This window comes from Polaromonas sp. (genome assembly GCF_029945685.1).
Classification (GTDB): Bacteria; Pseudomonadota; Gammaproteobacteria; order Burkholderiales; family Burkholderiaceae_C; genus Polaromonas.
In genome coordinates this window covers 332,856-344,704 of record NZ_JAQSDA010000020.1, presented here as the reverse complement: position 1 = coordinate 344,704, position 11,849 = coordinate 332,856, and the positions used below count along the sequence as shown (strand labels likewise).

The 11,849-nt window shown below is 63.2% G+C and carries 12 protein-coding genes and 2 tRNA genes; 11 read left to right on the top strand and 3 right to left on the bottom strand.

Going from position 1 to position 11,849, the window contains the following annotated elements; all coding sequences use genetic code 11:
• Positions 1 to 25: 25 nt before the first annotated feature.
• Together pgsA and PSV26_RS13240 are read left to right on the top strand one after the other, a co-directional pair.
• Positions 26 to 592 carry a CDP-diacylglycerol--glycerol-3-phosphate 3-phosphatidyltransferase gene (gene pgsA / locus PSV26_RS13245; RefSeq protein ID WP_300518921.1) on the top strand — a complete coding sequence of 189 codons (567 nt, stop codon included), beginning with the start codon at positions 26 to 28 and terminating at the stop codon, positions 590 to 592.
• Positions 593 to 627: 35 nt separating this feature from the next.
• Positions 628 to 1,497: a DMT family transporter gene (locus PSV26_RS13240; RefSeq protein ID WP_300571360.1), complete on the top strand. Its 870-nt coding sequence runs from the start codon at positions 628 to 630 to the stop codon at positions 1,495 to 1,497.
• 12 nt (positions 1,498 to 1,509) lie between these two features.
• Here the strand turns inward: PSV26_RS13240 and PSV26_RS13235 are convergent, their stop codons facing one another.
• On the bottom strand, positions 1,510 to 2,463 hold the full coding sequence (locus PSV26_RS13235; protein WP_300571358.1) for a LysR family transcriptional regulator: 954 nt from the start codon (positions 2,461 to 2,463) through the stop codon (positions 1,510 to 1,512).
• 74 nt (positions 2,464 to 2,537) lie between these two features.
• Here PSV26_RS13235 and PSV26_RS13230 point away from each other — a divergent pair, with 74 nt between their 5' ends.
• The 6 genes from PSV26_RS13230 to PSV26_RS13205 all read left to right on the top strand — a co-directional run bounded on the left by PSV26_RS13230 (position 2,538) and on the right by PSV26_RS13205 (position 7,322).
• Positions 2,538 to 3,416 carry an alpha/beta fold hydrolase gene (locus tag PSV26_RS13230; protein ID WP_300571356.1) on the top strand — a complete coding sequence of 293 codons (879 nt, stop codon included), beginning with the start codon at positions 2,538 to 2,540 and terminating at the stop codon, positions 3,414 to 3,416.
• Positions 3,417 to 3,442: 26 nt separating this feature from the next.
• Complete coding sequence (locus PSV26_RS13225; RefSeq protein WP_300518933.1) at positions 3,443 to 4,543, top strand: tartrate dehydrogenase; 1,101 nt, start codon at positions 3,443 to 3,445, stop codon at positions 4,541 to 4,543.
• Positions 4,544 to 4,810: 267 nt separating this feature from the next.
• Positions 4,811 to 5,083, top strand: a complete 273-nt coding sequence (locus PSV26_RS13220) for an HU family DNA-binding protein (protein WP_026779519.1) — start codon at positions 4,811 to 4,813, stop codon at positions 5,081 to 5,083.
• 25 nt (positions 5,084 to 5,108) lie between these two features.
• Positions 5,109 to 5,184 (top strand) — tRNA-Val (locus PSV26_RS13215).
• Positions 5,185 to 5,281: 97 nt separating this feature from the next.
• Positions 5,282 to 7,192: a SurA N-terminal domain-containing protein gene (locus PSV26_RS13210; protein WP_300571354.1), complete on the top strand. Its 1,911-nt coding sequence runs from the start codon at positions 5,282 to 5,284 to the stop codon at positions 7,190 to 7,192.
• A gap of 54 nt (positions 7,193 to 7,246) precedes the next feature.
• Positions 7,247 to 7,322, top strand: a tRNA-His gene (locus PSV26_RS13205).
• Between the two features lie 61 nt (positions 7,323 to 7,383).
• Here the strand turns inward: PSV26_RS13205 and PSV26_RS13200 are convergent.
• Both PSV26_RS13200 and PSV26_RS13195 read right to left on the bottom strand, forming a co-directional pair.
• Positions 7,384 to 7,824, bottom strand: coding sequence for a response regulator (locus tag PSV26_RS13200; protein WP_300518941.1), 441 nt, complete (start codon positions 7,822 to 7,824; stop codon positions 7,384 to 7,386).
• Between the two features lie 129 nt (positions 7,825 to 7,953).
• A complete protein-coding gene (locus PSV26_RS13195; RefSeq protein ID WP_300518944.1) occupies positions 7,954 to 8,928 on the bottom strand; it encodes an NADPH:quinone oxidoreductase family protein in 975 nt (324 codons plus the stop codon).
• Between the two features lie 210 nt (positions 8,929 to 9,138).
• Between PSV26_RS13195 and surE the strand changes: the two genes are divergently transcribed.
• The 3 genes from surE (at position 9,139) to PSV26_RS13180 (ending at position 11,847) form a co-directional block, all read left to right on the top strand.
• Positions 9,139 to 9,963 carry a 5'/3'-nucleotidase SurE gene (gene surE, locus PSV26_RS13190; RefSeq protein WP_300518947.1) on the top strand — a complete coding sequence of 275 codons (825 nt, stop codon included), beginning with the start codon at positions 9,139 to 9,141 and terminating at the stop codon, positions 9,961 to 9,963.
• The gene (locus PSV26_RS13185; protein WP_300518950.1) at positions 9,960 to 10,832 is read left to right on the top strand and encodes a protein-L-isoaspartate(D-aspartate) O-methyltransferase; all 873 of its coding nucleotides are present in this window, start codon (positions 9,960 to 9,962) and stop codon (positions 10,830 to 10,832) included. Before surE ends, PSV26_RS13185 begins: the two co-directional genes overlap by 4 nt.
• A 115-nt stretch (positions 10,833 to 10,947) precedes the next feature.
• Positions 10,948 to 11,847, top strand: a complete 900-nt coding sequence (locus PSV26_RS13180; protein WP_300571753.1) for a peptidoglycan DD-metalloendopeptidase family protein — start codon at positions 10,948 to 10,950, stop codon at positions 11,845 to 11,847.
• The last annotated feature ends 2 nt before the right edge of the window (positions 11,848 to 11,849 follow it).

The following is an 11,849-nucleotide window of genomic DNA, read 5'->3' as shown; positions in this document are numbered from 1 at the left end:
GCGCCGCGCATGTCAAAATCGGGCCATGTTCCTGACCATACCCACCGTGATGACCTGGACGCGCATTGTGGCGATTCCGCTGATCGTGGGCATTTTCTATCTCGACATGACGCCGGCCAGCCAGAACCTGATTGCCACCGCCATGTTCGTGGTGTTTGCGGCCACCGACTGGCTCGACGGCTTTCTGGCACGCAAACTCAATCAGACCTCGTCCTTCGGCGCCTTCCTCGATCCGGTGGCCGACAAATTCCTCGTGTGTGCCGCATTGCTGGTGCTGGTGCATCTGCGTCGCGCCGATGTGTTTGTGGCGCTCATCATCATCGGGCGTGAGATCGCCATTTCCGCACTGCGCGAGTGGATGGCGCTGATAGGCGCGACCAAAAGCGTGGCGGTGCACATGCTCGGCAAGATCAAGACCACGGTGCAGATGATCGCGATTCCCTTCCTGCTGTTTGACGGCATCCTGTTCGGCGTCATCAACACCAACGTCTGGGGCACCTGGCTGATCTGGCTGTCGGCCATCCTGACGGTCTGGTCCATGGCCTACTACCTGAAAAAAGCCATTCCCGAAATCCGCGCGCGCGCCAAATGAGCTCTCCCGGCTCGAACAGCGCCCTGATCCGGGCCATGCCTGCCGTTTTTGTGCTGATCTGGAGCACGGGTTTCATCGTCGCCAAATACGGCCTGCCTTATGCGCCGCCTCTGACCTTTCTGGCGATCCGTTATGTGTTGTCGCTGGCCTGCTTTCTGGTCTGGATCGCCATCGCACGGGTGGCCTGGCCTGCCAGCCGCTCGCAGTGGCTGCATCTCGCGGTCACCGGCATCCTGATTCACGCGGGTTACCTCGGCGGCGTCTGGTCGGCCATCAAGGGCGGCATGGGTTCGGGCCTGTCGGCACTGATCGTCGGCCTGCAGCCGGTGTTGACGGCGGTCTGGGTCTCGCGCATGGGCGACGCCAGCCAGAGCGACAACCGTGTCAGTGCACGTCAGTGGCTGGGCCTGGTGCTCGGGCTGGCCGGCCTGCTGCTGGTGGTTTCGCGCAAGTTTGGCGCGGGCAACGAGGCGACCGCCTACACCCTGGCTTGTGCCGTTTTTGCGTTGCTCAGCATCACCATCGGCACGCTGTACCAGAAGCGGTTTGTCCAGGCGGCCGATGTGCGCAGCGCCAACGCCATCCAGCTCGGCGCAGCGCTGCTGGTGACACTGCCTTTTGCCTGGTTCGAGGCAGAGCCCGTGCTTCTGACCCCGGAGTTCCTGGGGGCGCTGGCCTGGTCGGTGCTCGCGCTCACGCTGGGCGGCAGCTCGCTGCTTTACATGCTGATCCAGCGCGGTGCAGCCACGGCCGTGACCAGCTTGCTGTACCTGGTGCCGCCCACCACCGCACTGATGGCCTGGTTGCTGTTTGGCGAGTCCATCACCGTGGTCACCGTGCTGGGGACGGCGCTGACAGCGCTCGGGGTCTGGCTGGTGGTGCGCAACGGCATGCGCGCCGCCTGAGGTTCTTTGGGATCAGGCGGGCAGCCGCCAGGGCTCGTGTTTGAATCTTTCCGCCAGGAAGTCAATCAGCAAACGCACCCGCTTCGGTGTCTGCGGCCGGAAGGGCGCCAGCCACTGGATGTCGGCATCCAGCATGGCGTACTGGGGTAACAGCCGCACCAGCTTGCCCGAGTTGAGATGGGGCTGGACGTCCCACAGGCTGCGCAGCATCACGCCGCGACCCTGCAAACACCAGTCGCGCACCAGCTCGCCCGAGTTGGATGACAGCTTGCCCTGCACGCGAACCCGCTGATCGGCGGGGGTCTCTGCTGTGATGCCTGATTTTCTGCGTGCGCCGCGCAAGGCCTGCAGATGCCAGGTGTCGAACTGGCGGTCGTTCTCGCGCGTGATCAGGCAGTTGTGCTGCGCCAGTTCCGCCGGCGTGGCAGGTTGACCGTGCTGGCGAACATAGGCCGGGGCGGCCACAACCACACGCTGGTTGCCGGCCAGCTTGCGTGCTGTCCACTCGCTCGCGCGTTGCGGCCGGGGTGACCAGAGCCAGACGGCACCGTCAAAACCTTCCGCCGCCAGATCGGGCAGCTGTTCATAAAGCTGCAGCTGGATCTGGATGGCCGGGTGTCTGGCCTGGAATTCGGCCAGCACCGGCCCCAGCCAGAGGCGGCCGAAGCCGAAGGTCGCCGCCAGGCGGATCAGGCCTGAGGCTTCCGTCTTGCGCTCCTGCAGGGACTGTTCCAGCGCATCGAACTGTGCCAGCATCAGGCGCGCACGTTCGCACAGCAGTTCGCCGTCGAGGGTGGGGGCTACCCGGCGGGTGGTGCGCTGGAACAGCAGCAGGCCGAGTTCGGCCTCCAGCTGGGCCAGGCGCTTGGTCACGGCAGAAGGCGCCATCTGCAGGGCCTCGGCGGTGGCCACGAGACTGCCATGCTGCTCAATCGCGACCACCAGGGCCAGGTCGGCACGTTCCATAATTTCCATTCCGAGAACAATCAATTCTCTTATTATTTCTTGATTCAGGGGAGGCTGGCAATCACAATCGCTGCATGCTTGAAGCATTCGAGACCTTTGAAACCAGCCGCGGGGCGGTCAGGCTGCACGGCCGCAAGGGCGGGCAGGGCGCGCCGCTGTTACTCCTGCATGGCCATCCACAGACGCACGTGATGTGGCACGCGGTGGCCCCCGCGCTGGCCAGGCACTTCACCGTGGTCATGATGGACCTGCGCGGCTACGGTGATTCCGGCCGGCCGGCGGCCGACCCGGGGCACCTGGCTTATTCAAAGCGCGACATGGCGCGCGATGCGCTGGCAGTGATGCAGCACCACGGCTTCGACACTTTCCAGGTGCTGGCACACGACCGCGGTGCGCGTGTGGCGCACCGGCTGGCCGCCGATCACCCCGCGGCCGTGCAGCGCCTGATGCTGCTCGACATCGCGCCCACGTTGGCCATGTACGAGAACACCTCGGAGGCTTTTGCACGTGCCTACTGGCACTGGTTCTTCCTGATCCAGCCGCCGCCCCTGCCCGAAGCCCTGATCGAATCCGATCCGGTACGTTACCTGCGCAGCGTGATGGGCAAGCGCCATGCCGGGTTGGCCGCCTTTGCACCGGCCGCGCTGGCCGAGTACGAGCGCTGTATCCAGATTCCCCGCACGGCAGAGAGCATTTGCGCGGACTACCGCGCGTCGGCCACGGTGGACCTGGTGCACGATCGTGCCGATGTGGCCGCAGCAAAGCGGCTGACGCAGCCGGTGCATGTTCTCTGGGGCGAGCATGGCGCGGTGGGCCAGTGTTTCGACGTGATGCGCCTCTGGCGCGAACGTGCCGTAGACGTTTCGGGCCTGAGCCTGCCCTGTGGGCATTACATTGCGGAAGAGGCGCCGGCACTGCTGCTGGCGCAAGCCCTGAATTTTTTCAAACCCTGAACCCCTGAAACCCAAGGAAGACAAACATGAGCAAGACCACCGGAAAGAAAAGAATTGCAGTCATCGCAGGCGACGGCATCGGCAAGGAAGTGATGCCCGAGGGCATCCGCGTGATGGAGGCGGCGGCGGTCAAGTTCGGCATCGACCTGCAGTTTGATCATTTCGACTTTTCGAGCTGGGACTACTTCGAGAAACACGGCCAGATGCTGCCCGACAACTGGAAGGACCAGATCGGCGGACACGATGCGATCTATTTCGGCGCCGTGGGCTGGCCCGACAAGATTGCCGACCACGTGTCGCTCTGGGGTTCGCTGCTGCTGTTCCGGCGCGAGTTTGACCAGTACATCAATCTGCGGCCCGCGCGACTGATGCCCGGCATTATCGCGCCCGTGGTGCGGCGCGATGGCTCGGCGCGTGCCCCCGGTGAAATTGATTTTTACATCGTGCGCGAGAACACCGAGGGCGAGTACTCGAGCATAGGCGGCAAGGCCTTCCCTGGAACGGAGCGCGAGTTCGTGTTGCAGGAGTCGGTGTTCACGCGTATCGGCGTGGACCGCGTACTCAAGTTCGCTTTCGAGCTGGCGCAGTCGCGTCCGAAGAAACACCTGACAAGTGCGACCAAGTCCAACGGCATCTCCATCTCGATGCCTTACTGGGATGAACGTGTCGTCGAGATGGCCAAGGGTTACCCGGGCATCAAGCTCGACAAGTTTCACATCGACATCCTGACCGCGCATTTTGTCCAGCGCCCGGACTTCTTCGATGTGGTGGTGGCCAGCAATCTGTTCGGCGACATCCTGAGCGACCTGGGTCCGGCCTGCACCGGCACCATCGGCATTGCCCCCAGCGCCAACCTCAATCCCGAGCGGAAGTTTCCTTCGCTGTTTGAACCGGTGCACGGATCGGCGCCGGACATTGCGGGCCGCGCCATCGCGAACCCGATCGGGCAGATCTGGTGCGGTGCCATGATGCTGGAATTCCTCGGGCACAAGAATGCGCATGACGCGGTGCTCGCAGCGATTGAAAAAGTCCTGGCTCCCCACAGTGGTGCGCCTCGCACCCCCGACCTGGGAGGCACCGCCGGCACGGCCGACGTGGGCAAAGCCATTGCGGCGGCGCTGGCTTGAAACGTGCCGTTCAGTCTGCGAGAGGCCGTCCCTGAAATACAGGGTGTGCTTACGAATAGGGCCTGAAAGCGTGAAAAATAAGGCTAGAATCCGCCACCGCACGTTGTAAAAATCTGATGTTGTATTGACACGATGGGAGTCCATGGCTCTAATTGGAATCAGCAGACGATCTGCACATGCCGCCTCCCGTTGCCATCTTTGTGACAGGTGTCCAGGGGAGATATTCAAGAGACAACCAGATTAACTTTCAACAACGAGGGGCTCCTTGTGAACAAGACTGAACTGATCGAGCACATTGCCAAGAACGCTGACATATCCAAAGCTGCCGCAACGCGCGCGCTGGAGTCAACCATTGGCGCTGTCAAGTCCACCCTGAAAAAAGGAGGCTCCGTGTCTCTGGTGGGTTTTGGCACCTTTGCAGTGGGCAAACGTGCTGCCCGTACCGGCCGCAACCCGCGTACCGGCGATGCGATTAAAATCAAGGCAGCCAAGGTGCCCAAGTTCCGTCCAGGCAAAGCGCTCAAGGACGCACTGAATTGATGGGCATGAAGTAAAAGTTGAGGTGGGGTGCTTAGCTCAGTTGGTAGAGCAGCGCCCTTACACGGCGTAGGTCGGCGGTTCGAGCCCGTCAGCACCCACCACCGACTGGACAAAAAGGCGAACAGATGTTCGCCTTTTTTATTGATGGCTTCACGCAAATTTTAAATGGCCGATTGACAGCCGCACAGGAAATTCGAGATGTTTGATTTCATTCGCAAGCACACCAAGGTCACGATGGCGTTGCTGTTTTTGCTGATTGTTCCGTCCTTCATATTGGTCGGCATGAACAACAACGGCCCCACCGCTGGTGGCGGCGGGGTTGTAGCCGTGGTCGACGGCAAGGACATCACTCAGCCCGAATGGGATGCTGCGCACCAGAACGAGGTGAGCCGCCTCAGCGCATCGATGCCGACGCTCGATGTCAAGTTGCTGGACACGCCGCAAGCGCGTTATGGCACGCTGGAGCGCCTGGTGCGTGACCGTGTGCTGGCAGCCGCGGCGGCCAGGAGCGGCCTGGTGGTTGCGGACCAGAAATTGCAGCGGCTGTATGCCGAGGACAAGGCCATCGCCGCATTCAGGCTGCCTGACGGCAGGTTTGACCGCGCGGGTTTCATTGCACAGACAGGCATGGCACCGGAGCAGTACGAAGCCGGCCTGCGCGCGGACCTGGCCTCCAGGCAGGTCTTGCTGGGTGTCTCTGGTACAGGCTTTGCCTCCAAGGCCGTGGCGGACGTTTCGCTCAACGCCTTTTTCGAGAAGCGCGAGGCACAGGTGGCGCGTTTCAATACGGCCGACTATGCCGCCAGGGTCAACCCCAGCGATGCGGACCTGGAGCAGTTCTACAAGGACAACCAGGCCCTGTTCCAGGCGCCCGAAGAAGCCAGCATTGAATACGTGGTGCTGGATCTGGACGTGGTGAAAAAAGGCATCACCGTCAACGAAGCGGACCTGAAGACCTATTTCGAACAGAACGCACCGCAACTCGCGGGCAATGAAGAGCGCCGTGCCAGCCACATCCTGATCGAAGCATCGGCCTCCGCACCCGCAGCCGATCGCGAAAAAGCCAAATCGAAAGCCGAGCAGCTGCTGGCGGCCGCCAGGAAAGCGCCGGACTCGTTTGCCGAGCTGGCCCGCAAGAACTCGCAGGACACCGGTTCTGCCCCGGCAGGCGGCGACCTGGACTTCTTTGCACGCAATGCCATGGTCAAGCCTTTCGCCGACGCCGCGTTTGCAATGAAAAAGGGTGACATCAGCGACGTGGTGGAAACCGAGTTCGGCTACCACATCATCAAGCTGACCGACATCAAGGTGCCCAAGCAGAAGACCTTTGACGAGATGAAGCCCGCTCTGGAGGCAGAACTCAAGCAGCAACAGGCACAAAAGAAATTTGCCGAGACGGCGGAAACCTTCAGCAACGCAGTGTACGAACAGTCCGACACCCTGCGCCCGATTGCCGAGCGGCTCAAGCTCGAGGTCAAGACGGCGGCGAAGCTGACGCGTATCCCCGTGGCCGGCGCCAGCGGCGTGCTGGCCAATCCGAAATTCCTGGCGGCGCTGTTCTCTCCCGATTCGGTGGAAAAAAAGCGCAATACCGAAGCCATCGAGGCGGGCCCCAGCCAGCTGGTGGCCGGGCGTATCACCCAGTACACACCGGCCCGGACGCTACCGCTCGCAGAGGTCAAGGACCGTGTGCGTGCCCGCCTGCAGCAGCAGCGCGGCGCCGAGATGGCCCGCAAGGACGGTGCCGAGAAGCTCGCGGCGTGGAAAGCCAATCCTGCAAGTGCCGCTTTCCCGGCGGCAGTGGTCATCTCGCGCGACCAGACGCAACAGTTGCCCACGCCGGTTGTCAACGCCGCATTGAGCGCAGACGCCGGCGCCGGACCCGCGCTGGTGGGCGTGGACCTGGGCGGCCAGGGTTATGCCATTGTGCGGGTGCTCAAGGTGCTGCCGCGCCCGGCACAGGCCGCCGACATGGCACAGCAGGACCAGGCCCAATACACCCAGTGGTGGACCTCGGCGGAGAGCCTGGCCTACTACAACATCCTGAAAGAGCGTTTCAAGGCCGACATCAAGGTGGCCAGGCCCGCCGAGCAGAAGGCCGGCGCTTAAAGCAGCGGGTGCGGCGTATAAGGCGCACAGTTCCCGCTATAATGTGAGGCTTCGGTGGCTGTAGCTCAGTTGGTAGAGTCCAGGATTGTGATTCCTGTTGTCGTGGGTTCGAGCCCCATCAGCCACCCCAGTATGTCAAGAAAAAAGCCCCTTTGCAGGGGCTTTTTCTTTGGGCGAAACACAAAGGTGGGTCAGGCGCTCAAGGGGGCGAGACCGGACAGGCGCCAGTACTCCCGGATTTCCTCCAGCCTGGCTTCGAAGTCGCGAATATCGAGCGGCTTGCTGACATAGCTGTTGAGCCCGCCTTTCAGGGCCAGGATCGCGTCGGACTGCTCGCTCGCAGAGGTCAGCATGATCACAGGCACAAAAAACGTACGGGGATCATCACGCATGCGCTGCAGCACCTGCAGGCCGTTCATTTTGGGCAGGCCGAGGTCGAGCATGACGAGTTCGGGCTGTTCGTCAGGGTTGCGGTCGCTGTAGAGGCCCTGGCAGAACAGATAGTCCAGGGCTTCCAGACCATCACGGGCCACCACGATCTGGTGCGGCACGCCGTTTTGCTCGAGGATGGTCAGGGTCAATTCAAGGTGATCTGGATTGTCTTCCACCACCAGCATGGTTGGTGTGCCCATTGTCGTCCTCCATTGCCAAGGAAAAACCAATATACCCCCAAAGTATGTCGCTGTCCCGGATGTTCCGGGACGATTGCTGCGCAAAAGTACCCAGTTCCGGGCACCCGCGGTGATTTGGCGGGCTGCTACTCAGTTGACCATCACCAGTTTTCCTTTGACACCGCGCGATCCCATGTGGGCGTACGCGGCCTTGAGCTCGGCCATGGGCATGGTGCGGTCGATGACCGGCTTGATCTTGCCTTGCGCGTACCACTGCGCCAGTTCGGCCATGGCGGCGGCGCTGGCCTTGGGCTCGTTTTTCGCAAAGCCGCCCCAGAACACGCCGACGATGGACGCACCCTTGAGCAGGGTCAGGTTCAGTGGCAGCGAGGGGATGGGGCCGGACGCAAAGCCCACTACCAGGTAGCGGCCGCGCCAGGCGATGGAGCGGAAAGCCGGCTCTGCAAAATCACCACCCACGGGGTCGTAAATCACGTCGGGACCCTTGCCGTCGGTGAGGGACTTGATGGCCTCGCGCAGGTTTTCGGTGCTGTAGTTGATGGTGGCATCGGCACCTATGGATTTGCAAAGTGCGCATTTTTCGTCGGTGGAGGCGGCCGCAATCACTTTGGCACCCATGGCCTTGGCGATCTGGATGGCCGAGGTGCCGACGCCGCCGGCTGCGCCCAGCACCAGCACGGTTTCACCGGCCTTGAGCTGCGCGCGGTCCACCAGCGCGTGGTGCGAGGTGGCGTAAATCATGATGAAGGCCGCGGCGTCGACATACGGAAAGCCGTCGGGTAGCGGCATGCACAGGGCCGCCGGTGCGATGGTGTGGGTGGCAAAACCGCCGGTGCCCGACAGGCAGGCGACGTTCTGGCCGACCTTCAGGTGTTTGACGCCTTCGCCGACCGCCTGCACGATGCCCGCGTACTCAGAGCCCGGCACAAAAGGCAGTGGGGGTTTCATCTGGTACTTGTTCTGCACGATCAGCAGGTCGGGGAAATTCAGGCTGGCGGCCTTGATTTCGATCAGCACCTCGCCGGCCTTGGGCGCGGGGGTGGGCAATTCTTTCCAGGTCAGGGCGTCAACGCCGGTGGGGTCTTCACAAAGCCAGGCATGCATGAGGGTCTCCATTAATGGTTATTGCGGCGAAAATTCCATGCATTTTTTCCGACGGGCCGCCCCTAGGAAAAATAGCCCCCTCGGGGGGCAGTGCATTACACGCAGTGAAAAACGTGGGGGTTCCAGATCATAGGCAGGTTCACCGCAGCGGCAAGCGACAGGCCGTCGCGCTTTGTCACCCGTGAGACCTGAGGCCCTAAAATCAGAAACATGAAAATCCTGATCTGCAACGACGACGGCTACCAGGCCTCCGGCATCATCGCCCTGTACGAGGCCCTGAAGGACATTGCCGATGTGGAAGTCGTGGCACCCGAGCAGAACAACAGCGCCAAATCGAACGCGCTGACCCTGCATTCGCCGATGTATGTGCAGACGGCGGCCAACGGTTTTCGTTACATCAACGGCACGCCGGCCGACTGTGTGCACATTGCGCTGACCGGGCTGCTGGGCTACCGGCCGGACCTGGTGGTCTCGGGCATCAACAATGGCGCCAACATGGGGGACGACACGATTTATTCGGGCACCGTGGGCGCCGCCATGGAGGGTTATCTGTTCGGCATTCCCTCGATTGCGTTTTCACAGACCGAGAAGGGCTGGGCCCACATCGACGTGGCCGGGCGGCGCGCGCGCGACCTGGTGCTGCAGCTGATGCCCTCGCTCGAGAAAATTGCCGAAGGCGCGCAGCCGACGCTGGCGCCCTGGCTGCTCAATGTGAATATTCCCAACCTGCCGGACGCGCAGATCCAGGGCTTCAAGGTCTGCCGCCTGGGCCGGCGCCATGCGGCGGAGCGCGTCATCACGCAGACCAGTCCGCGCGGCGAAACCATGTACTGGATAGGCGGTGCCGGCGCGGCCAAGGAAGAGGGCGAGGGCACGGACTTTTTCGCCACCCGGCACGGCTTTGCCTCGATCACGCCGCTGCAGGTTGACCTGACGGACCACGAGCGGCTGCCTTACTGGGCGCAGACGGCGGCCCAGCTGAGCCAGGCCGCGCGAAGCGAAACGGGGGCAGGGCCCGCCGCGGCGGCGGCATGAAGCCCACGCCGAAGCCGTCCTTCAAGCCCATCGGTCCGGCGGCCAGCGCGGCCGGTGCCACGCCAGCGCGTCGGCCGGGTTTTCCGGTTCGCCTCGAACCCGATGCCGGGACGCCTTCTGCTACCAAAAAGGTAGCTGGTCGCGCCCATCCGGAAAGGGATTCAGGCATTTTTGACTCAAAAAAACAGGTCAAGACCGTGCTCACCAGCGGTGTCGGCCTGGACTCCAGGGCGGTACGCGCACGCATGGTCAGCAAGTTGGCGGCGCAGGGTATCTCGGACGCCCAGGTGCTCGCCGCCATGGGCCATGTCGAGCGCCACCGTTTTGTCGACACGGCGCTGGTCAACCAGGCCTATGAAGACACCAGCCTGCCAATCGGGCTGGGCCAGACGATTTCCAAGCCCAATGTGGTGGCCCGCATGCTGGAGCTGCTGCGCCAGGGGGCCGGCAGCCCGGCGGGCAAGCTGGGGCGCGTGCTGGAAATCGGCACCGGTTGTGGTTACCAGGCCGCGCTGCTGGGCCAGCTCGCCAGCGAGGTCTACAGCATCGAGCGCCTGCGCGGCCTGCACGACAAGGCGCGCGAGAACCTGCGGGCCTTTCGCCTGGCCAATGTGCACCTGCTGTTTGGCGACGGCATGGTGGGTTATGCCAGGGGCGCGCCTTACGCGGCCATCATTGCGGCCGCCGGCGGCGAGGCGATTCCGCCGGCCTGGGTCGAGCAGCTGGCGGTCGGCGGCCGTCTGGTGGCGCCCATGCATGTGGCCGGCGGTGCCCAGGCGCTGGTGGTGCTTGACCGGACCCCACAGGGTGTTACACAGACCGTTCTTGAGGCCGTGCACTTTGTACCTCTAAAATCAGGAACCAGCTGAGCGGGCATGAACCCGGGTGCGTTCATGGTGTCTCCCGGCGCCAGGATCGCAGAAGAAACAGACAGCTTTGTAGAACAGGGTGAATCAAGCAATGAATGAACAAGCCGGATCGGCCATGACAGCGTCTTTTTACACGGCTCTTGAAGGTCGCCGCGGCGGCCAGCGCGCGGGCCGCCTGCTGACGAGCTGTTTTCTGGCCGCCGCGGTGCTGCTGCTGTCTGCCTGCGGCACGCGCAGCCTGGGTCGCGCGCCGGTGGAGGACCGCGGCGCCGGCATGGGGCGTGCGCCTGTGGGCGCGGTTGATCCCGCAAGCGTCAAGCAGCTGCCGGGTTTTGAGAATGCCGGCAAGCCCGGCTACTACACCGTCAAGCCCGGCGACACCCTGATCCGCATCGGGTTGGACACCGGCCAGAACTGGCGCGACATCGGGCGCTGGAGCAATCTTGAAAATCCCAACCTGATCGAAGTCGGCCAGGTATTGCGCGTGGCACCGCCGGTGGAAACCTCCGTGGCCGTGTCGCGGCCCGTGACGTCCGGCGCGGTCACGCCGCTTCCACCGACACCCGCGGGCAGTGCCCCGGCCCCGGTGACTGCGAGCGCCAGCGCCGCCAAACCTGCGGCGTCGGCCTCCACGCCGGGCGGCGAGGACGACCTCGCCTGGATCTGGCCGGCGCAGGGCCAGGTCCTTGCAGGTTTTGACGAGGCCAAGAACAAGGGCGTGGACATTGCTGGCAAGACCGGCGACCCGGTGATCGCGTCTGCCGACGGCCGCGTGGTGTACGCCGGCGCCGGCCTGCGTGGTTACGGCAACCTGATCATCCTCAAGCACAACAACACCTTCCTGACCGCCTACGCACACAACCACACGCTGTTGGTCAAGGAAGACCAGTCGGTGCGCAAGGGCCAGAAGATTGCCGAGATGGGCGCCAGCGACACCGACCGCGTGAAGCTGCATTTTGAAATCCGCAAACAAGGCAAGCCGGTGGACCCGGCCAGGTTCCTGCCCGCCAAATAATC

Coding starts and splice junctions, on each gene's coding strand:
- pgsA (WP_300518921.1), top strand. CDS start 26: ATGTTCCTGACCATACCCACCGTGATGACCTGGACGCGCATTGTGGCG.
- PSV26_RS13225 (WP_300518933.1), top strand. CDS start 3,443: ATGAGCAAGACCACCGGAAAGAAAAGAATTGCAGTCATCGCAGGCGAC.
- PSV26_RS13240 (WP_300571360.1), top strand. CDS start 628: ATGCCTGCCGTTTTTGTGCTGATCTGGAGCACGGGTTTCATCGTCGCC.
- PSV26_RS13200 (WP_300518941.1), bottom strand. CDS start 7,824: ATGGGCACACCAACCATGCTGGTGGTGGAAGACAATCCAGATCACCTT.
- PSV26_RS13180 (WP_300571753.1), top strand. CDS start 10,948: ATGACAGCGTCTTTTTACACGGCTCTTGAAGGTCGCCGCGGCGGCCAG.
- PSV26_RS13210 (WP_300571354.1), top strand. CDS start 5,282: ATGTTTGATTTCATTCGCAAGCACACCAAGGTCACGATGGCGTTGCTG.
- surE (WP_300518947.1), top strand. CDS start 9,139: ATGAAAATCCTGATCTGCAACGACGACGGCTACCAGGCCTCCGGCATC.
- PSV26_RS13195 (WP_300518944.1), bottom strand. CDS start 8,928: ATGCATGCCTGGCTTTGTGAAGACCCCACCGGCGTTGACGCCCTGACC.
- PSV26_RS13185 (WP_300518950.1), top strand. CDS start 9,960: ATGAAGCCCACGCCGAAGCCGTCCTTCAAGCCCATCGGTCCGGCGGCC.
- PSV26_RS13235 (WP_300571358.1), bottom strand. CDS start 2,463: ATGGAACGTGCCGACCTGGCCCTGGTGGTCGCGATTGAGCAGCATGGC.
- PSV26_RS13230 (WP_300571356.1), top strand. CDS start 2,538: ATGCTTGAAGCATTCGAGACCTTTGAAACCAGCCGCGGGGCGGTCAGG.